General features: G+C 72.2%; 18 protein-coding genes. 12 read left to right on the forward strand and 6 right to left on the reverse strand.

Going from position 1 to position 19,898, the window contains the following annotated elements; translation table 11 throughout:
- Positions 1–47: 47 nt before the first annotated feature.
- The 9 genes from ACGFIW_RS28575 to rdgB all read left to right on the forward strand — a co-directional run bounded on the left by ACGFIW_RS28575 (position 48) and on the right by rdgB (position 6,884).
- Entirely contained in the window at positions 48–1,604 is a 1,557-nt protein-coding gene (locus ACGFIW_RS28575; RefSeq protein ID WP_393322043.1) for a hypothetical protein, read from the forward strand.
- Positions 1,605–1,752: 148 nt separating this feature from the next.
- On the forward strand, positions 1,753–2,043 hold the full coding sequence (clpS, locus tag ACGFIW_RS28580; protein ID WP_139583456.1) for an ATP-dependent Clp protease adapter ClpS: 291 nt from the start codon (positions 1,753–1,755) through the stop codon (positions 2,041–2,043).
- A gap of 2 nt (positions 2,044–2,045) precedes the next feature.
- Positions 2,046–2,540, forward strand: a complete 495-nt coding sequence (locus tag ACGFIW_RS28585; RefSeq protein WP_393322093.1) for a DUF2017 domain-containing protein — start codon at positions 2,046–2,048, stop codon at positions 2,538–2,540.
- Positions 2,541–2,592: 52 nt separating this feature from the next.
- Positions 2,593–3,081, forward strand: coding sequence for a Mov34/MPN/PAD-1 family protein (locus tag ACGFIW_RS28590; RefSeq protein ID WP_393322046.1), 489 nt, complete (start codon positions 2,593–2,595; stop codon positions 3,079–3,081).
- A gap of 66 nt (positions 3,082–3,147) precedes the next feature.
- On the forward strand, positions 3,148–3,540 hold the full coding sequence (locus tag ACGFIW_RS28595) for a MoaD family protein (RefSeq protein ID WP_393322049.1): 393 nt from the start codon (positions 3,148–3,150) through the stop codon (positions 3,538–3,540).
- 11 nt (positions 3,541–3,551) lie between these two features.
- Positions 3,552–4,517, forward strand: coding sequence for a PLP-dependent cysteine synthase family protein (locus tag ACGFIW_RS28600; RefSeq protein ID WP_393322052.1), 966 nt, complete (start codon positions 3,552–3,554; stop codon positions 4,515–4,517).
- Positions 4,518–4,740: 223 nt separating this feature from the next.
- Entirely contained in the window at positions 4,741–5,484 is a 744-nt protein-coding gene (locus ACGFIW_RS28605) for an MBL fold metallo-hydrolase (protein WP_357557270.1), read from the forward strand.
- A gap of 60 nt (positions 5,485–5,544) precedes the next feature.
- Positions 5,545–6,270, forward strand: coding sequence for a ribonuclease PH (rph, locus tag ACGFIW_RS28610; RefSeq protein WP_393322055.1), 726 nt, complete (start codon positions 5,545–5,547; stop codon positions 6,268–6,270).
- Positions 6,267–6,884: an RdgB/HAM1 family non-canonical purine NTP pyrophosphatase gene (rdgB, locus tag ACGFIW_RS28615; RefSeq protein WP_393322058.1), complete on the forward strand. Its 618-nt coding sequence runs from the start codon at positions 6,267–6,269 to the stop codon at positions 6,882–6,884. Before rph ends, rdgB begins: the two co-directional genes overlap by 4 nt.
- A 61-nt stretch (positions 6,885–6,945) precedes the next feature.
- Here the strand turns inward: rdgB and hutH are convergent, their stop codons facing one another.
- From hutH to ACGFIW_RS28645, 6 genes are read right to left on the reverse strand one after another with little or no spacing between them, the layout of a single operon-like run.
- Complete coding sequence (gene hutH, locus ACGFIW_RS28620) at positions 6,946–8,484, reverse strand: histidine ammonia-lyase (RefSeq protein WP_393322061.1); 1,539 nt, start codon at positions 8,482–8,484, stop codon at positions 6,946–6,948.
- Complete coding sequence (gene hutI / locus ACGFIW_RS28625) at positions 8,481–9,668, reverse strand: imidazolonepropionase (protein ID WP_393322064.1); 1,188 nt, start codon at positions 9,666–9,668, stop codon at positions 8,481–8,483. The genes hutH and hutI overlap by 4 nt, the downstream gene beginning before the upstream one ends.
- Entirely contained in the window at positions 9,665–11,032 is a 1,368-nt protein-coding gene (locus tag ACGFIW_RS28630; protein ID WP_393322067.1) for a formimidoylglutamate deiminase, read from the reverse strand. Before ACGFIW_RS28630 ends, hutI begins: the two co-directional genes overlap by 4 nt.
- Positions 11,023–12,225 (reverse strand): allantoate amidohydrolase, encoded by a 1,203-nt coding sequence (locus ACGFIW_RS28635; RefSeq protein ID WP_393322070.1) that lies wholly within the window; start codon positions 12,223–12,225, stop codon positions 11,023–11,025. The genes ACGFIW_RS28630 and ACGFIW_RS28635 overlap by 10 nt, the downstream gene beginning before the upstream one ends.
- Positions 12,226–12,283: 58 nt before the next feature.
- Complete coding sequence (gene hutU / locus ACGFIW_RS28640) at positions 12,284–13,939, reverse strand: urocanate hydratase (protein WP_393322073.1); 1,656 nt, start codon at positions 13,937–13,939, stop codon at positions 12,284–12,286.
- 16 nt (positions 13,940–13,955) lie between these two features.
- A complete protein-coding gene (locus ACGFIW_RS28645; RefSeq protein WP_393322076.1) occupies positions 13,956–14,801 on the reverse strand; it encodes a MurR/RpiR family transcriptional regulator in 846 nt (281 codons plus the stop codon).
- 168 nt (positions 14,802–14,969) lie between these two features.
- Between ACGFIW_RS28645 and ACGFIW_RS28650 the strand changes: the two genes are divergently transcribed.
- The 3 genes from ACGFIW_RS28650 to ACGFIW_RS28660 all read left to right on the forward strand — a co-directional run bounded on the left by ACGFIW_RS28650 (position 14,970) and on the right by ACGFIW_RS28660 (position 19,769).
- Positions 14,970–16,148: a hypothetical protein gene (locus ACGFIW_RS28650; RefSeq protein WP_393322079.1), complete on the forward strand. Its 1,179-nt coding sequence runs from the start codon at positions 14,970–14,972 to the stop codon at positions 16,146–16,148.
- 92 nt (positions 16,149–16,240) lie between these two features.
- A complete protein-coding gene (locus ACGFIW_RS28655) occupies positions 16,241–17,734 on the forward strand; it encodes an O-antigen ligase family protein (protein ID WP_393322096.1) in 1,494 nt (497 codons plus the stop codon).
- 43 nt (positions 17,735–17,777) lie between these two features.
- A complete protein-coding gene (locus ACGFIW_RS28660) occupies positions 17,778–19,769 on the forward strand; it encodes a hypothetical protein (protein ID WP_393322082.1) in 1,992 nt (663 codons plus the stop codon).
- Positions 19,770–19,898 lie beyond the last annotated feature (129 nt).

A 19,898-nucleotide genomic window follows, 5' to 3' on the forward strand; every position in this document is an offset into this window, starting at 1 on the left:
TTCGCACCCGACCGGGCGTCCGGTCGCCTGCCCCGGGAGGCCACCTGATGAAGCAGGGCCCTCTCCCCTCGGTCGACTCGTCGGACGACGTGGCCGGCCCGGTCGATCTGCCCAGCTGCGGTCCGCTGCCCTCCCGGGTCGGCGTGACCGGCCCGGCCGCGGACGAGCCCCTTGGTGTGGTCGCGGTCGGCCCGGCCGGTGCCGAGCGGCGCGCCGTGCTCGCCACGCTGCTCGGGCTCGACCCGGTCATGCTCACCGTGCCGGCCGGCAGTTGGCTGCTGGTCCGCAACGCCAAGGTGCCCACCCGGGCGGCGTTCGTGCCCGGCTACCGCCAGCCCCACTCGTACGGGGCGGACCGACACGCGGCCGGCCCGGCGCTGGCCCGTCCACCCCGGCGGGTCGAGTTGAGCGTGCCCGAGCCGCTGCTGCGGCACTTCACCCTGATCGACTCACCGGACACCGCCACGTTCGGCCTGGCTGGCAGGCCGGTGCTGCTCGACGCGGTGGGCCGGGCCGGTGCGCTGCTCTTCGTGATCGCCGCCGACCAGGCGTTCACCGCCGCCGAGTTGAACCTCCTCGCCGAGGTCGCCCCGACCTCGGTGGAGGTCGTCTTCGCGGTGACTCCCGGCGCGGCAGGTTGGGCCCCGCCGGCCGACGGTTTGGCGACGACGGAGGACGCGGGGGCGTCCGTCCCGCCGGCTGCTGGTCGGGTGACCGAGGTGGACGCGGCCGCGGTGACCGTGGCGGCCCACCGTGCGGCGTTGCTGGCCGCGGTGCCGGCGCTGGCCGGCGCGCGGTGGTTCCCGGTCGACGCCCACTCCGCCGACTCCGCCGCCGACCTGCGGCGGGCGCTGGTGGGTTGGTCGTCGGAGGAGGGGCTGCGGCGGGCCAGCGCCGACCCGCCGGCGCCGCCGGGCCAGCACGACCGGGTCGCCGTGGTCGCCGATCCGGGTGGCTGGTCCGAGCAACTCGACCGGCAGACCCGATCGTGTGCCCAGCGGATCCGTCAGCATCTCGCCCTGGAGTTGGCGAACATCCACCTGCGGGCCGTCCAGGAGATCGTGTTCGGGGTCGGTTGCGCGGGCCTACCGGATCTCCTGGATCGGGAGATGGCGGCGTTGTCGCTGTTCGTCACGGCCCAGTGCGACCAGGCGGTGCGCGGCATCATGGCCGACGCCGCGGCCCGGGTGCTCGGTGGGCCGCCGGTGGAAGGAGTGCGGCGGCGGATCGCCACCGCCGTGCGGTACGGCCTGGCCGATGATCGACCCGGCCACGAGCTGGACAAGGTGCTCCTGATCACCAGCACGGCCGGGGTGGCCACGTTGACCGGCTCGGAGGCGATCGACGCCCTCGCCAACTATCCGTCCGCGTCCCGCGACGAGGTGCTTCCGCCGGTCGCGGTGGCGCTCTCCGGTGGGTGTTGGCAACAGTGGCGTACCCCCGGCAACGACGACCACAGCGCGGCGCGGGCCTGGTCCCAGCGCGCGGTGCGGGAGGTCGAGTTGGGGTTGTCCCGGGAGGTCTCCCGGCGGTTCGAGGTGATCCGCCTCTCGCTGGGCGCGGTGCTCTCCGATGCAGTCGATCACGGCATTCTGCTCGCCTGACGGCGTGGCCGCCCCCGCGTCCGGGGCCGCGCCGCCGCACGCGTTCGACGGTGTTCGGGGCGGGTCAGGGGTGTCCGGGGTGGGCGATCCGCGCCGGGCCGGCGTTCCGGTTCCTCGGTTCCGGGAAACCGGTGGCACGATGGGGGGTATGGCGGCTCCACAGGTTGCACCGGTCGAGACGCCGGACACTGACGAGGTGCCGGCGGCGGACCGGCAATGGGTGACGATCGTGTGGGACGACCCGGTCAATCTGATGACGTACGTGACCTGGGTCTTCCAGAAGCTTTTCGGCTACAGCCGGGAGAGGGCCGAGCAGTTGATGCTGGACGTGCACCACAAGGGCCGTGCCGTGGTCTCCACCGGTGCACGGGAGCGGATGGAGCACGACGCGTCGCAGCTGCACGCGTATGGGCTGTGGGCGACGGTGGACAAGTCGTGAGCATGTTCCGCCGCCAGGCCGGCCGCTACGTCGCGACCTTCGCCGTCGACGAGGTGCGGGTGCTGCGCAAGGTCGCCTCCGAGGTGGTTGGCCTGCTCACCGACGGCTTCGACCACACCGACCCGGTCGTCGGCCGGCTCTTCCCGGCGGTCTATCCGCAGGACGCTCCCGGGACGGCCGAGTTCCGCCGTTACACCGAGGGCGACCTGAAGACCGCGAAGATCGATCAGGCGGGGGCGATCCTGGCCGCGCTGCCGGACGACGCCGGCGGTGAGGTGCGGCTGGACGCCGAGGCGGCCGAGGCGTGGCTGCGGGCACTCAACGACGCCCGGCTCGCGATGGGCGTCCGGCTGGAGATCAAGGACGGCACGGACCTGGGCGAGGAGTTGGACGACGCGGTCTCTGCGGACCCGGGGTCCAGCCGGGTGTTCCAGCTTTCGGTCTACGCGTACCTCGGATATTTGCAGGAGTCGCTGCTCAACGCCTTGATCGACTAAGCGTGACCGGCACCACTTCGGCCCGTGCCCGACAGGCGTTAGGCTGGTGCACGTGCTGAGCATCGACCGGTCGATCATCGACGCGATCGTCGCCCACGCGCGCCGGGATCACCCCGACGAGGCGTGCGGCGTGGTCGCCGGTCCCGTCGGCAGCGACACCCCGACCCGGCACATCCCGATGGACAATGCCGCGCGATCGATGACCTTCTACGAGTTCGACTCGATGGAGCACCTGCGCGTGTGGCGGGAGATGGACGACCGGGACGAGGAGCCCATCGTCATCTACCACTCGCACACCGCCACCGAGGCGTACCCGTCGCGCACGGATGTCTCCTTCGCCGGTGAGCCGGGCGCGCACTACCTGCTCGTCTCGACCCGCGAGCCCGACGCGGAGGAGATCCGGTCCTTCCGGATCGTCGACGGCGTGGTCGCCGAGGAGCCGGTCCAGATCGTGGAGGCCGGGGTCGACCCGCATGCCGTTCAGTCCTACATGTTCGGGCAGAGCCCGGCGACTGTCGACTACGAGTGTTCCGGCCGCTGATCCGTCAGCCCCCGCACTCGTCTCGTCCCGTCACCGTAGGCACACCCGATCGAGGAGTTCGACATCATGGCCATTGAGGTTCGCATCCCCACCATCCTGCGCAGCTACACCGGCGGCGCCAAGGTCGTCGACGGCGCCGGCGACACCCTCGCCGATCTGCTCACCGACCTGGATTCCCGGCACGGCGGCCTGCGGGGCCGGCTGATCACCGAGACCGGCACGCTGCACCGTTTCGTCAACGTCTACGTGAACGACGAGGACGTCCGTTTCCTCGGTGCCCTGGACGCCAAGCTCTCCGACGGTGACAGCGTCACCATCCTGCCGGCCGTGGCCGGCGGCGCGTTCGGCTTCGCCGCCGCCGCGGCGATCAGTTCGCACAGCGCCGCCGCCGCGGCGATCAGCTCGCACAGCGCCGCGGCAGTGGCGGCCAGCGGGCACGCCACCGTCGCGGCTCGCTGAGGTCGGCCGCCATGGCGCGGTACGACAGCCTGCTCGACGCGTGCGGGGGCACGCCGCTTGTCGGCCTGCCCCGGCTCTCCCCGACGGTGCCCGACGGTGCGCCGCCGGTGCGGCTCTGGGCCAAACTGGAGGACCGGAACCCGACCGGCAGCATCAAGGACCGCGCGGCGCTGTTCATGGTGCGGGCGGCGGAGGAGGCCGGCCGGCTCCGGGCGGGTGACACCATCCTCGAACCGACGAGTGGCAACACCGGTATCTCGCTGGCGATGGTGGCCAAGCTGCGCGGCTACCGGCTGGTCTGCGTGATGCCGGAGAACGTCTCCACCGAGCGGGTCCAGTTGCTCCGGATGTACGGTGCCGAGATCATCTTCTCGCCGGCGGCGGGTGGTTCCAACCAGGCGGTCGTCACCGCCAAGCAGATCTCGGCGGAGCACCCCGACTGGGTGATGCTCTACCAGTACGGCAACGAGGCCAACGCGCGGGCGCACTACGAGACGACCGGGCCGGAGCTGTTGCACGACCTGCCCAGCATCACGCACTTCGTGGCCGGGCTCGGCACCACCGGCACCCTGATGGGCAGCGGGCGCTACCTGCGGGAAAAGGTCGAGGGCATTCAGATCGTGGCCGCCGAGCCGCGCTACGGCGAGTTGGTCTACGGCCTGCGCAACATCGACGAGGGGTACGTGCCGGAGCTCTACGACGCCTCGGTGCTCTCCCGGCGCTTCTCGGTCGGCACCCGGGACGCGGTGCTGCGTACCCGCCAACTCGTGGAGGTGGAGGGCATCTTCGCCGGCTTCTCCACGGGTGCCATCCTGCATGCCGCGCTCGCGGTGGCGCACGAGGCGGTCCGCGACGGTCGACGGGCCGACGTGGCCTTCGTGGTCTGCGACGGTGGATGGAAATACCTGTCCACCGGTGCGTACGGCGGGACGCTCGCCGATGCCGAGGACGCCCTGGAAGGGCAGCTCTGGGCCTGACCGAACCGGTCTTCCCGGTACGGGCCGTCGACGTGTGTCGACGGCCCGTACCGTGTCCGCCGCACCGTGAGTGTGTGTCACGTTCGTGACAACTTCCGGCGGATGATTATTGCCGCCCGGTGCCCCAGCGTAGGCTGCGCAGCGTGACGTACGCGTCGGTAGAGATCATGGCTGAGGCAATGGCCGGCACGGATGCTACTGACAGTGACAGCGAGACGACTCGATGCGACTGACCGTCCTGGGCAGTGCCGGCAGTTTTCCCGGCCCCGAGTCGCCCTGCTCGGCCTACCTCGTCGAAGCCGACGGTTTCCGGCTCCTCGTCGACTTCGGTTCCGGCTCGTTGTCCAGCCTCCAGCGGTACGCGGGGCTGCACGCCCCGGACGCGATCCTGCTGACCCACCTGCACTGCGACCACATGTTCGACGCCGTCTTGTACGTGGTCGTGCGCCGGTACGCCCCGGACGGCCCCTATCCACCGTTGCCGGTGTATGCGCCCGCGGGCGCACCGGACCGGCTCAGTGCCGCGTACGGCGACGACGGCTCGGTGGAGGACGTCTACCAGTTCTACGCCCTCCAGCCGGGCACCTTCCCGATCGGCCCGTTCGCGGTCACCGTCGACCGGGTCAACCACCCCGTCGAGACGTACGGCGTGCGGCTGGAGCACGGCGGCCGGTCGTTGTGCTACTCCTCGGACACCGCGCCCTGCGCGGCGCTGCTGCGGCTGGCCCAGGACGCCGACGTCTTCCTCTGCGAGGCCAGCTACCTCGATGGCATGGACAATCCGCCGGATCTGCACCTGACCGGCCGGGAGGCCGGTGAGGCGGCGACGAAGGCCGCGGTGGGCCGGCTCCTGCTGACCCACCTGGTGCCCGCCTGGGGGAGCGAGGCGCACACCCTGGAGTCGGCCGCCGGCGCGTACACCGGGCCGATCGACGTGGTCCGACCCGGCGCGAGTTACGACGTCTGACCCGGTGGGGCGGGTCGGGCCGCGGTGTTGTGCCGCATGCGGACCGCATAAGGTGCAGGGATGGCGCGACCTGACGGGCGAGGGCCCAATCAACTTCGACCGGTGACCCTGACCCGAGGCTGGAGCACCCATCCGGAGGGCTCGGTGCTCGTCGAGTTCGGCGGCACCCGGGTGCTCTGCACGGCGAGCGTCACCGAGGGGGTGCCCCGCTGGCGCAAGGGCTCCGGGCTCGGCTGGGTGACCGCCGAGTACGCGATGCTGCCCCGGGCCACCAACACCCGCTCCGACCGGGAGAGCGTCAAGGGCCGGGTCGGTGGCCGTACCCACGAGATCTCCCGGCTGGTCGGCCGGAGTCTGCGGGCCAGCATCGATCTCAAGGCGCTCGGCGAGAACTCGATCGTGCTCGACTGCGACGTGCTCCAGGCCGACGGCGGCACCCGTACGGCGGCGATCACCGGCGCGTACGTCGCGTTGCACGACGCGGTGACCTGGCTCGCCGCGCGCAAGGCGTTGGCCGGTAAGCCGGAGAAGGTGATGCACCGGTCGGTTGCCGCGGTCAGCGTGGGGATCATCGCCGGCGAGGCGCGACTGGACCTCTGCTACACCGAGGACGTCGCCGCCGAGGTGGACATGAACGTGGTGTGCACCGGTGCGGGTGACTTCGTCGAGGTGCAGGGCACGGGCGAGGCGGGCGTGTTCGCCCGCGACCAGCTCGACAGCCTGCTCGACCTGGCCGTCGCGGGTTGCGCGGAGTTGGCCGAAGCCCAGCGGAAGGCACTGCTATGAACAAGGTCCTGCTCGCCACCCGTAACCGTAAGAAGCTCGTGGAACTCCAGCGGATCCTGGACGGCGCGCTCGGTGCGCAGCGGATCGCCCTGCTCGGGTTGGACGACGTCGAGCAGTACGCGGAGCTGCCGGAGACCGGCCTGACCTTCGGCGAGAACGCGCTGATCAAGGCGCGGGAGGGTTGCCGGCAGACCGGGCTGGCGACCATCGCCGACGACTCGGGGCTCGCGGTCGACGCGCTCAACGGGATGCCGGGGGTGTTCAGCGCCCGCTGGTCCGGTCGGCACGGCGACGACCGGGCCAACCTCCAGTTGGTGCTGGACCAGATCGGCGACGTGCCGGACGAGCAGCGGGCGGCCTCGTTCGTCTGCACGGTGGCGCTGGTGCTGCCCGGCGGCAAGGAGCACCTGGTCGACGGTCGGCAGTCCGGGCGGGTGCTGCGCGCCCCGCGCGGCGACGGCGGGTTCGGCTACGACCCGATCTTCCTGGGCGACGGACAGGACCGGACAAACGCCGAGCTGACCCCGGCCGAGAAGGACGCGATCAGCCACCGGGGCAAGGCGCTGCGCGAACTGGCCAAGCTGGTCGCCAAAGTCCTGCCGCCGGCCGCCTGACGGGCGCGAGGTCCTGCCGCCCGCCGCCTGACCCGCGGCGGGCGACGGCGACCCGACGAGGTCAGCCCAGCGGGCCGACCTCCCGTTCGATGGCGGCGCGCAGCTCCGGCCCGGCGACGACGGCGCGGGCCGCCTCCATCACCGGGGCGAGGAACACGTCCGGGCCGGGCTCGCCGGCCGCCGGGCCGAGCGCGGCGACGGCGGCCCGGCCGGCCGGGGACGGCTCCAGCGGCGCGCGCAGTTGCAGACCGCGTACGCCGGCCAGCAACTCGACCGCCAGCAGGCTGGTGAGGTTGTCCAGGACGGTACGCAGCTTCTTGGCCGCCGCCCAGCCCATCGAGACGTGGTCCTCCTGCATGCCGCTCGTGGGCAACGAGTCCACCGACGCGGGGGCGGCCAGCCGGCGGTTCTCGGCGACGATCCCGGCCGCCGTGTACTGGGCGATCATCAGCCCGGAGTTGACACCGGCGTCGGGGGACAGGAACGCCGGCAGTTCCCGGGAACGGGTGACGTCGAGCAGCCGGTCCACCCGCCGCTCGGCGATCGCGCCCACCTCGGCGGCGGCGATGGCGAGGAAGTCCGCCGCGAACCCGAGCGGCGCGCCGTGGAAGTTACCTGTCGACTCGACCCGCCCGTCCGGGAGCACGACCGGGTTGTCCACCACGGACACCAGCTCCCGGCCGGCGACCGTGCGGACGAAGTCCAGGGTGTCCCGGGCCGCACCGGCCACCTGCGGTGCACACCGCATCGAGTACGCGTCCTGCACGGCGTGCGCCAGGTCGTCGCGGTGTGAGTCCATCACCCGGGAGTCCTGCAACAGTCGGTGGATGTTCGCCGCCGACGCCGCCTGACCGGGGTGCGGCCGGATGGCGTGCAGCTCCGGCAGGAACGGCCGCTCGGAGCCGAGCATCGCCTCGATGGCCAGCGCGGCCGTCACGTCGGCCATGGCGAACAGGTGCGCCGCGTCGTGGATGGCCAGCAGCAGCATGCCGAGCATGCCGTCGGTGCCGTTGATCAGCGCCAGCCCCTCCTTGGCGGCCAGCTCGATCGGCGTGAGCCCGGCGGCGGTCAACGCGCCCGCCGCGTCCTGCCGTTCGCCGTCGGGCCCGAGGACCCAGCCCTCACCGAGCAGCACCAGCGCGCAGTGCGCCAGCGGCGCCAGGTCACCGGAGGCACCCAGCGAGCCGTGCTCTGGCACCCAGGGGGTGATGTCGTGGTTGAGCAGGTCGACAAGGGCCTCCGCGACAAGCGGCCGGACCCCGGAGCGACCCAGCGCGAGGGACCGGACCCGCAGCAGCATCATGGCCCGCACCACCTCGCGCGGCATCGGCGCACCCACCCCGGCGGCGTGCGACCGGATCAGCGCGTGTTGCAGCTCGGCCCGCCGCTCCGGCGCGATGAAGGTGTTGGCCAACGCGCCGAACCCGGTGGAGACCCCGTAGACGGGGCGGCCGGACGACTCGATGCCGTCCACGATGGCCCGGCTCGTCGCCATCGCCTCGATGGTGGACGGGGCGAGGACGATCGTGGCGGTGCCGCGGGCCACCGCGAGAACGTCGTCGGCGGAGATCCCGGTTGGCTGGATGGTCACGGTCGTCATTGCACTACTCCGTTGCGTATTACCTGGCGGATCAGGGGGACACCGGGCCGGTAGGCCAGATGCAGGTAGGAGGGGGCGTCCAGCACGATCAGGTCGGCCCGCGCGCCGGGTGTGAGCACACCGATGTCGTCGCGGCGCAGCGCCCGCGCGCCACCGGCGGTCGCGGCCCAGACCGCCTCCGCCGGGGTCATCCGCATCTCACGCACCGCGAGGGCCACGCAGAACGGCATCGACGACGTGTACGACGAGCCGGGGTTGCAGTCCGTCGCCAGCGCCACCGTGACACCGGCGTCGAGCAACCGCCGCGCGTCCGGGTAGGGCGAGCGGGTGGAGAACTCCGCACCGGGCAGCAGGGTCGCCACCGTCCGGGTCCCCGACCCGTCGCGGTGGGCCGTGCCGGCCAGCGCGTCCACGTCGGCGTCGCTCAGGTGGGTGCAGTGGTCGACGCTCGCCGCGTCCAGCTCCACCCCGAGCCGCACCCCGCCGCCGGGGCCGAGCTGGTTGGCATGGATCCGGACGCCCAGCCCGGCGGCCCGACCGCTGGCCAGGATGGCCCGGGCGTGGTCGGAGTCGAAGGCGCCCCGCTCGCAGAACACGTCGACCCACCTCGCGTACGGCGCGGCGGCGGCAAGCATCGGCCCGCAGACCAGCCCGACGTACTCGTCCGGGCGGTCGGCGTACTCGGCGGGCACCACGTGGGCGCCCAGGAAGGTGGTCTCGGTGCTGCTCTCGGCGGCGATCCGCAACGAGCGGGCCTCGTCGTCGACGGTCAGCCCGTACCCACTCTTGATCTCCATGGTCGTGGTGCCCTGGCGCAGCGCCTCCCCACGCAGCCGGCGCACGGTGGCCCGCAGCTCGTCGTCGGTGGCGGCCCGGGTCGCGTCCACAGTGGTCCGGATGCCGCCGCCGGTGTAGGGCGCGCCGGCCATCCGGGCGGCGAACTCGGCGGCCCGGTCCCCGGCGAAGACCAGGTGGGCGTGGCTGTCCACGAAGCCGGGCAGCACGGCGGCCCCACCGGCGTCGATCCGCCGGTCGGCGGCCGGCGCGGACGCGGACGGCCCGACCCAGGCCACCCGGCCCTCCTCGACCAGCACGGCGGCGTCACAGCGGATGCCCAGCGGACCCTCGCCGGCACCGTTGGTGACCAGCTCCCCGATGCCGTCGACAAGCAGACTGCCGCTCATGCGGGGAGCACCGCCTCGATGGCGGCGGCCAGCTCCGCCGGCACGTCCACGCTCAGGTGTTGGCCCTCGGCGACCACCACCCGGCCGTCCACCAGCACCTGCTCGACGTCCCCCGTGGTGGCCGCGAAGAACACCCCCACCGGCGGTACGCCTGCGGTGCGGGCGCTGTCCAGTCGTACCGTCACCAGGTCGGCGCGGGCGCCCACGGCGATCCGGCCGGCGTCGTCCCAACCCAGCGCGGCGTGCCCGGTGGCGCTGGCCGCCGTCACCAGGTCCAGCGGCGCGAAGTGGCCGCGCCGGCGGGTCCGCAGCCGTTCGTCCAGCTCCACCGCGCGGGCCTCCTCGAACAGGTCGATCACGGCGTGGCTGTCGCTGCCCAGGCTCAACCGGATCCCCGCGTCGGCCATCCGGCGGGCCGGGCCGATCCCGTCGGCGAGGTCCCGCTCGGTGGTCGGGCAGAGGCACACCCCGGTCCGGCTCTCACCGAGCAGGGTCAGGTCGGCGCTTGTCGGATGGGTGGCGTGCACGGCGGTGGTGCCCGGCCCGAGGACGCCGTGCTCGGCGAGCAGCGCGGTGGGGGTGCGCCCGTGCACGGCCCGGCACTCGTCGTTCTCGGCGGGCTGCTCGGAGAGGTGCACGTGCAGCGGTGCCCGCCGGTCCCGGGCCCAGTCGGCGACCGTACGGAGTTGGTCGGCCGGGACCGCCCGCACCGAGTGCACGGCCGCGCCGACCCGCGCGTGCGAATCGGCCGGCTGGAACGCCGCCGCCCGCTCGGCCCAGCGGGCCGCGTCGCCGTCACCGAATCGCCGCTGCGGCCCGGTGAGGGCCCGACCGTCCACGTGGGAGGTCAGGTAACAGGCGTCCAGCAGGGTGAGTCGGATCCCGGCGTGTGCCGCGGCCTCCACCAGCGCCGCACCCATCGCGTTGGGGTCGTCGTAGGCGCCGCCGTCCGGCCGGTGGTGCAGGTAGTGGAACTCGCCCACGCCGGTGATCCCGGCGAGCGCCATCTCGGCGTACACGGCCCGGGCCAGGGCCAGGTAGGTGTCCGGGTCCAGCCGGTCCGCGACGGCGTACATCCGGTCCCGCCAGGTCCAGAAGTCGCCCCGCCCGCCGTGGGTACGCCCCCGCAGCGCCCGGTGGAAGGCGTGCGAGTGCACGTTGGCCAGGCCCGGCAGGGTCAGGCCGGGCAGCGGCCTGGCGTCGGCGTACACGTCGACCCCGGCCGGTGGCCTACTGCCGGGGGTCAGCGGCGTCACCGCCGTGATCCGGCCCCCGTCGACCTCGATCAGCACGTCGGGCGTGGGTTCGGCGTGCTCGGGCAGCCAGGCGTACTCCGCCAGCCAGCGGGTCGGTGTCAGCGGCATGTCAGCTCCTGGAGCACCCGGGCCAGCGCGCGTACCCCGGCGGCGCAGTCGTCGTCGGTGGCGGCCTCGGCGGGGGAGTGCGACACCCCGGTCGGGTTGCGCACGAACAGCATCGCGGTGGGCAGGTGCGCGGCCAGCACCCCGGCGTCGTGCCCCGCGCCGGTCGGCAGCACCGGCGCGTCCAGCAGCGTGGCCAGCCGTTCGGCCAGTCCGCCGTCGAAGGCGACGAGCGGCGTCGCCGACTCCTCGGTGACCGTCACCGCCGTACCGTCACGGCGGGCCCGCTCGGCGAGCTTGCCCCACACCGCCTGGACCAGCCCGTCCAGCGTCTGCGCGTCGGCGGCGCGGGCGTCCAGCCAACCTGTCACCTTCGACGGGATCGCGTTCGTGGCGTTGGGTTCGACGGCGACCCGGCCCACCGTGGCGTGGGCGTCGCGCAGCCGGGCCTCCTTGTTGGCCGCCAGCACCGTGAACGCGTAGGTGAGCATCGGGTCACGGCGGTCGGCCATCCGGGTCGTACCCGCGTGGTTGCCCTCGCCCACGACGTCGAAGCGCCACCGGCCGTGCGGCCAGATCGCGCTTGCCACCGCGACCGGCGCGTCCGTCTCGGCCAGCACGCGACCCTGCTCGACGTGCAACTCCACGAAGGCGCCGAACCGGCCCAGCAACTCCGGGCGGGCGCCCGCCGGCCGGTCACCGAGCGCCTCGGCGAAGCTCACCCCGGCCGCGTCGCGCAGGCCGGCCGCGCGGTCGGGGGACAGCGCCCCGGTGAGCAGCCGAGACCCCAGGCAGGGTACGCCGAAGCGCGCACCCTCCTCCTCCACGAACGCGGCAAGCACCAGGGGCCGGTCCGGGGTGACACCGCGAGCGCGTAGCTCGTCCACGGCGAGGAACGCGCTGACGATGCCGAGTGGCCCGTCGTACGCCCCGCCGTGCGGCACCGAGTCGAAGTGGCTGCCGGTGAGCACCGCGTCCGCGCCCTCCGGGTCACCCCAGTGGGCGAAGAGGTTGCCGTTGCCGTCCTCGGTGACCGGCAGGGCGCGGTGCTCGGCCTGCGAGCGGAACCAGGCGCGCAGCTCCCGCTCCGGCTCGGTCAACGCGTACCGCAGGTAGCCGCCGCTGTCGGCGTCGCGCCCGACCGGCGCGATCTCGTCCCACAGGGCCCGGAACCGGCCGGGAAGGTCGTCGCTCATGCTCTGCTCCTGTTGGTCGCCGCGACCGCGGGGCTCCGCCGCGCCACGCTCCCCGCGCTCACGCGGATCCCTCGGCCATCGGTGTGCGCAGGCCGGTGCGGTCCGCGACGTCGCGGGCGATGTCGTAGCCGGCGTCGACGTGCCGGATCACACCCATCGCCGGGTCGTTGGTGAGCACCCGCTCGATCTTCTGCCCGGCGAGGGCGGTGCCGTCGGCGACACAGACCTGCCCGGCGTGGATCGACCGGCCGATGCCCACCCCGCCGCCGTGGTGGATCGACACCCAGGACGCGCCGCTGGCCGTGTTGACCAGGGCGTTGAGCAGCGGCCAGTCGGCGATCGCGTCGGAGCCGTCGGCCATCGCCTCGGTCTCCCGGTACGGGCTGGCCACGCTGCCGGCGTCCAGGTGGTCGCGCCCGATGACGACCGGGGCGGAGAGTTCGCCGGAGGCGACCATGTCGTTGAACCGCACGCCCGCCCGGTCCCGCTCGCCGTACCCGAGCCAGCAGATCCGGGCCGGCAGGCCCTGGAAGGCGACCCGCTCGCCGGCCAGCCGGATCCAGCGGGCCAGCGGCTCGTTCTCCGGGAACAACTCCAGGATGGCCCGGTCGGTGGCCGCGATGTCGGCCGGGTCGCCGGAGAGCGCCGCCCACCGGAACGGGCCCCTGCCCTCGGAGAACAGCGGCCGGATGTACGCCGGTACGAAACCGGGGAAGTCGAAGGCGCGCTGATAGCCGGCGAGCTGTGCCTCCCCGCGGATCGAGTTGCCGTAGTCGAAGACCTCGGCGCCGGCATCGAGGAAACCGACCATCGCGGCCACGTGCCGAGCCATCGACGACCGGGCCCGGTCGGTGAACTCGGCCGGCTTCGCCGTCGCGTAGTCCCGGGCGTCGGCCAGCTCCACCCCCACCGGCAGGTACGACAGCGGGTCGTGGGCGCTGGTCTGGTCGGTCACGATGTCGATCTCCACCCCCTGCACCAGGAGTTCGGGGAAGACCACCGCCGCGTTGCCGACCACGCCGACGGAGAGCGCGCGCCGGTCCCGCTTCGCGGCGAGCACCCGTCGTACCGCGTCGTCAAGCGAGTCGGCGACCTCGTCCAGGTAGCGGTCGTGCACCCGACGGTCCAGCCGGGTGCGGTCCACGTCGACGATCAGGCAGACGCCGCCGTTCATGGTGACGGCCAGGGGCTGCGCGCCGCCCATCCCACCGCAGCCGGCGGTCAGTGTCAGCGTGCCCGCGAGGTCGCCGCCGAACCTCTTGGCGGCCACCGCGGCGAACGTCTCGTAGGTGCCCTGGAGGATGCCCTGGGTGCCGATGTAGATCCACGAACCGGCGGTCATCTGCCCGTACATGGTCAGCCCGAGCTGTTCGAGGCGGCGAAACTCCGGCCAGGTCGCCCAGTCGCCGACCAGGTTGGAGTTGGCCAGCAGCACCCGGGGCGCCCACTCGTGGGTCCGCAGCACACCGACCGGGCGGCCGGACTGCACGAGCATCGTCTCGTCCTCGCGCAGGTCGGTGAGCGTGCGGACCAGCGCGTGGTACGACGGCCAGTCCCGTGCCGCCTTGCCGGTGCCGCCGTAGACCACCAGGTCGTCGGGACGCTCGGCCACCTCGGGGTCGAGGTTGTTCATCAACATCCGCAGGGCGGCCTCCTGCTGCCACCCGCGGGCGGTGAGCTGGCTGCCCCGTGCGGCACGGACGGGCTGGGTCATCTCGGGTCTCCTCCGGTCATCCGCGGAACAACTGTCGGCGGGCCGCGGAGGCCTCGAACGCCTCCAGTCGGCGTTGGGTGTCGGCCGGCGCGGCGTCGCAGATCGCCTGCAACAGCACCATGGCCAGCGTCATCGGGGCGGTGTGCAGGTCGAAGACGAGCTGCGCGCCGACCGCCGCCGGCAGCACCACGTCGGAATGCTCGGTGGCGGGGCTTACCGGTGAGTCGGTGATCGCCACCACGGTCAGCCCGGCGTCGCGGGCGTCCCGGAGAGCGTCCAGCGTCTCCCGGGGGTAGCGGGGCAGGACGAAGGCGAGCAGGGCCGACGCGCCGGCCGCTGCCGCCTGCTCCAGGCGGTCGGTGAGCAGGCTGCCGCCGTCGTCGAGCACCCGCACGTCCGGGTGCACCTTCGCCGCGAAGTACGCGAAGTACGCGGCCAGCGGCGCGGCGGCGCGCAGGCCGAGCACCGGCAGCGGGCGGCTGGACGCGAGCAACCGCCCGGTCTCGGCGATCCGGTCCCGGTCGGCGAGCTGACCGGCGAGCCGGTCCAGGTTGCCCATCTCGGCGCGTACCGCCTGCTGTAGCTCGTTGCCGGCGTCCGCCGACCCGGCCGGCGTCGCGACGGTCAGGTCCCGCAGCCGGCGGCGCAGCGCCGGGTACCCGTCGTGGCCGAGCGCGACGGCGAACCGGGTGACCGACGGTTGGCTCACCCCGGCCAGCTCGGCGACCTCGGCGGCGGACAGATACGCGACGGCGGGAGCGTGCTGCACGAGGCAGTGCGCGATCCGGCGCTGGGTGGGGGTCAGCCGCACCCCGTCGAACAGGTCGAGCAGATCGGTGCCGCGCGCACCACTTTCATTCACGGTCCGACTCTATGCATGGAATCTTTCACCTGGCAAGGTGGCGTCCTCCGACGTCACGGTGCGGTTTCGCGCCGTCCGGAGGGTGTGCGAGGGGCACGTGCTGACGGGGCAGTCCGGACTCGGAGGTCATCGGTACTATCCGCTCGGCGAAACGACGGAGGAGCGCGCATGCAGCCGGAAAGTCCCTACAGGTTCACCCGCGTGCTCGGCGGGTCTCTGGTGGGAAAGGCATGGGCCGCCGTCGACGGGCAGGAACGCCCCGTGACCGTCATCCTGCTGGACGGACCGGCGGCGACGGACCCACGCTGGCGTGCGGCCTTCGCCCAGGCCGTCGGGATGTTGTCCCGGGCGCCCGGTGGTCACCCCTACGCCGAGGCCGACCTGACCTCGACGAACCCGTGGGTGGCGTACGAGGGCGACCAGCCGGAGGTTCCGGAGCGACTCTTCCGACTCCTCCAGCAGGACTACCGGGCCGAGGACGCCACCGTGTCGCTCGGTGATTCCACCGCCCCGGTGAGCGGCACCCCGGTGTCGACCGGCGCCTGGAGCCAGGGCCCGGCGGGTGACGCCACCCCGGGCGCGCTGGCCGAGACGACCCAGCAGGTCGCCCTGTATGCGCGGGCGCCGTCGTCCCAGCCGGTCTCGGCGGCTCCCTCGTCCGGCGTGCCGGTCCCGCTCGACCGTGAACCGTTCGGGATGCCCGGCCGGCGGATCGCGCCGGTCCAGGTCGTCCGGAAACGCCGCGGCTGGCTCCCCCTCGTCGCCGGCGGCCTGGTGATCGCCCTCGTCGCCGGTGCCCTGGGGTACGCCCTCGGCGGGTCCGGTGACGAGGAGAAGGCCCCGTCCGAGAGCACCGCCCTCTCGCCCTTCCGGGCCACCCAGTCCGCCATCAACAAGGCGAAGTTCATCGGCGAGCTGGCACCGCTGGGCGAACCATGGCTGGCCGACCTCAGCGGTTGCGTGGTCTACAACGACGACGGCGGCCCGGACCTGCCAGCGAACGAGGAGCGTCACGTCTACTGCCCCGACGGGGCACTGCAACTGCACTTCGTGCTCTTCCGGGAGCAGGCCCAGCGGGACGCGGCGCGCGCACACCGCCAGGAGCTGAACCTCGCTGCCGGTTCGCTCGCCCCCGGGCTGAACGCGGCGAGCCGCACGACCGGCGGCAAGACCGGTGTGCCCGGCAGCTACGTCGAGTACGCGTTCAAGGTCGAGACCGGGACGTACTGCGGCCTCTGGTGGAATCGGGACGACTCCAACGGGGTCCTGGTCATCGAGACGCCGTGTGAGGCCGGCATCGCGGGCAACTGGGAGGCGCTGCGAGACCTGTGGCGCCGGCACAGTTGAGGCTCGGCGTGCGGCGACCCGCTCTGGGCAGGGACGGCGATGGAGGCCGGCGTCCGTTGACGGCGGCTGCTCCGTACGATCGCACGGTGCACATGGTGACCGACCGGTTCAACAGCCTGGGGCGCCCGGCGCGCTACGTCGCCCTGTGCCTGCTGTTGGTGGCAGTGGCGTTCCTGGTCCTCGGCAGGTGGGACCTCGCGCTCGCCATCGGCGCCGGTGCCCTGCTGGGGTGGGTGCTGTTGAAGCCGGTCCGGATCACCTGGGCCATCTTCGCGGTGGCCTTCATGGTCCCGGTGACCATCGACCTCGGTTACCCGACAAATCCGTCGTACTCGCTGCTGCTGCTCCTCTTCGTCCTCGCCGGCTGGGGGCGGCTGCACCGCGCCGAACGGGACGGGTGGCCGCCGCGACGGATCGGTGCGGCGCTGCTGCTCCCGTTCTGCGCCGTCCTCGCGGGCGTGCTGCACTGGCACGGCATCAAGCCGGTGGTCGTCGGTGTCGCGCCACTGCTGTGCATCGGCGTGCTGGGCTGGCACCTCATCGAGGAGGCACGCCGTGACCCGAAGCTGATCCTGCGCATCGCCGAGGTGTTCACCTGGGTCAGCGTGGCCGTGGCCGCGCTCGCCAAATACCAGACCCTCACCGGCACCTGGCCGCTCTTCGACCAGTTCGCGTACGACTGGACGTACACGTCCGTGTTCGATCCGACCCGGGCGGCCGGGTTCTTCGGTCACCCGATCGTCTACGGGTCCTTCGCCATGGCCATGGCGCTCGTGGCGCTGACCATCCGGGGCAGGTACTGGTACGTCCCCTTCACCGCCAACCTCATCGGGCTGGTGCTCTCCGGCACGCGCAGCGCCTGGGTGGGCACCGCCCTCGCGCTCGGGATCTGGCTGCTGCTGAACGTGCGGAAGATCGCCTGGCGTGGCGTGGCCACCGGGGCCATCATCACCGTGGTCGCCTTCGCCGCCGTCGCGGTCAACCCGTCGACCTTCCGGGTCGGCACGTCCGAGCCGCCACCGACCTGGGTCAGCCCGACCGAACCGGGCACCAAGCCGTCGCCGAGTCCCTCGACATCCTCCGTGGACTCGGTCGGCGTGGCGGGAGCACGGATGTCCGACCCGGTGGGATCGGCAAGCGCGAGCGCCCGCTTCGAACGCATCGCCGTCGCCTGGGACGGCATCACCCGGGACTGGTCCACGGTCATCTTCGGCAACGGGCCGGAGTCCAGCGTGCGCTACCTGGAGGACGTCGGGATCGGCGACGGGCAGGCGCAGGTCTTCGACAACACCTACCTGACCATCTGGCACAACTTCGGTCTGGTCGGTCTGCTCAGCCTCCTCGGCCTCCTGCTGGCGCTGTTCTGGCGTTCCCGGTCGCTGGCCGGTCGACTGATCATGGTCGGGTTCACCGCGCAGATCTTCTTCTTCGACGTGTGGCTGTGGCTGAGCGCCGTGGCCGTCCTGCTCCTGGCGATCAGCCTGGGCGCCGTGGGTGACCCAGGAGCATCGCCTCGGGCCCGGTGGGGCCGGCTGCCCGGCCGGCAGCGGGTCGCCGGGCGGGACAGCGCCGCCCACAGTCACTGACCGCGCGACCCCCGATAACAACCCCTTGAAAAGAATGGCCCCAATGAACGACGACACTGGTCCCCGTGGCCGGACCACGCGTGCCGGCGGTAGGTTCGTCCGCGGCATCTGGCTCTTTCCGGCCCTGCTCACGGTCGTTCTGCTGGGGCTGACGGCCCTGCAGATCAACGGCTCCTCGGTGGGCATGGTGCACACCATGTTCTACGGCACGCAGCCGGACCCGGACCTCCTGTTCAACAATCCACAGGGAATCCGGGCCGACGAGTGGAACGTCAACACCCAGATCACCGTCGCCCAGGAAGCCGCCAACTACCCCCGGATCAACCCGAACGTCGGGCAGGGCGAGGACATCTCCCTGATCAGGGATGTCCCGTACAAGGAGTGGTCGGCGGTCTTCAAGCCGCACAACCTGGCCTTCCTGGTGCTGCCGTTCGACTTCGCGTTCGCCTTCAAATGGTGGCTGATGGGCTACCTGCTCATCCTGAGTTGCTACTTCTTCGTGCTGGCGCTGATGCCCGGGCAACGATGGTTCGCCGCCGGGCTCGGGCTGGCCCTGTTCTTCAGCCCGTTCGCCCAGTGGTGGTACCAGTACGTCACGTTGTCGTCGATGTACTACGCCCTGTTCGCGGCCACGGCGCTCATCCTCCTGATGCGGTCGAAACGGTTGCTCACCACGATCGGCTGGGGTGCACTCCTGGCGTACGTGCTCACCTGCTTCGCGCTCGTGCTCTACCCGCCGTTCCAGGTCGCCTGCGCCCTGGCGGTGGCTCCGTTCGCCGTGGGCTTCCTGATCGAGCAGCGTCGTGCGCTACCGGGCCGGCTGCTGCTGCGGCAGTTGAGCGTCGTCGTCGCGTCGCTGGCGGTCGCGGGTGCCCTGATCGGTGCCTTCGTCGCGACCCGGATGACAGTCATCGAGACCATCCAGAACACGGCCTACCCCGGTAAGCGTGTCGTGGAGAGCGGCAACTTCGCCTTCGTGCACCTCTTCTCCGGGCACACCAGTCTCAACCTGCAGTTCTCCGCCAAGGCCGAGCTCTACAAGGTGATGAGCAACCAGAGCGAGAACTCCAACTTCCTGCTCGTCTTCCCGTTCCTGGTAGTGCCGAGCGTGTTCCTGCTGATCAAGCTGTACCGTGCCCAGCGGATCATCGACTGGCCACTGCTGCTGGTCAGCATCACGCTGCTGGGGTCCCTGGTCTGGCTGTTCGTCCCCAACCTGGAGCTGCTCGGCAAGATCCTGTTCCTCAACCTGGTGCCGCACGCACGGCTGCTCATCGGCATCGGTCTGCTCAGTTTCGTGGGGGTGGTCCTGTTCGTGCGGCGACTGCTCGACGAGCGCCTGGGCCTGCCGAGCCGCAAGCTCGTCATCGCGTACACCCTCGTCGTGCTGCTCGCCCAGGCGCTGCTCACCCTGCAAGTGGAGCGGGCCTTCCCGGACTACATGCAGGATCGCGGCCTGGTCCTGTCACTGATCCCCATCCCGCTCGTCGTGTTCCTGCTGCTGCGTAGGCGGTTCGCCTGGGGCGCGGCCGTTCTGCTGGTCTTCTCGGTCGCCATGACGGCGTTCATCCACCCGCTGTACCGCGGCACCGAGGTCCTGACGCGTACGCCGCTGGCGGAGTCGATCCGCGCCATCGAGGCCGAGGACCCCGACGCCTCCTGGGCCATCGAGTCGGGTGGTGTGCAGAACTTCGCCTACATGAACGGCGCCCGCTCGTTGTCCGGCGTCTACGGCTACCCGCAGTTGGATCTGTGGCGGACGGCGGACCCGCAGGGCGAGCAGGACTTCATCTACAACCGCTACGCCCACGTCTGGTTCGTGTTCGACCGGGATCCCGCCAAGACCGTGCCCACCAAGTACGCGCTGGGGACCTCCGACCACTTCGAGATCACCACCGAGCCGTGCGGCGACTTCCTCCGCCAGCACCAGGCCCGGTACCTGCTGACCGTGGAGCCACTCAACGAGCCGTGCCTGGAACTGCGCGAGACGGTCCGTTATCCGGCCGCCACGTTCCAGATCTACAAGGTGCGCTGAGGAGTCAGAGCCGGGGGGGGGCCGCCGCCCCCCCCCGCCCCCCCCCCCCCCCCCCCCCGGGTGGGGGGGCCCCCCGGGGGGGGCACACCACCGCCACCCCCCCCCGCCCCGCCCCCACACGCGCGCGCG

This window comes from Micromonospora sp. NPDC048935 (genome assembly GCF_043197875.1).
In the GTDB taxonomy this organism is placed as follows: domain Bacteria; phylum Actinomycetota; class Actinomycetes; order Mycobacteriales; family Micromonosporaceae; genus Micromonospora.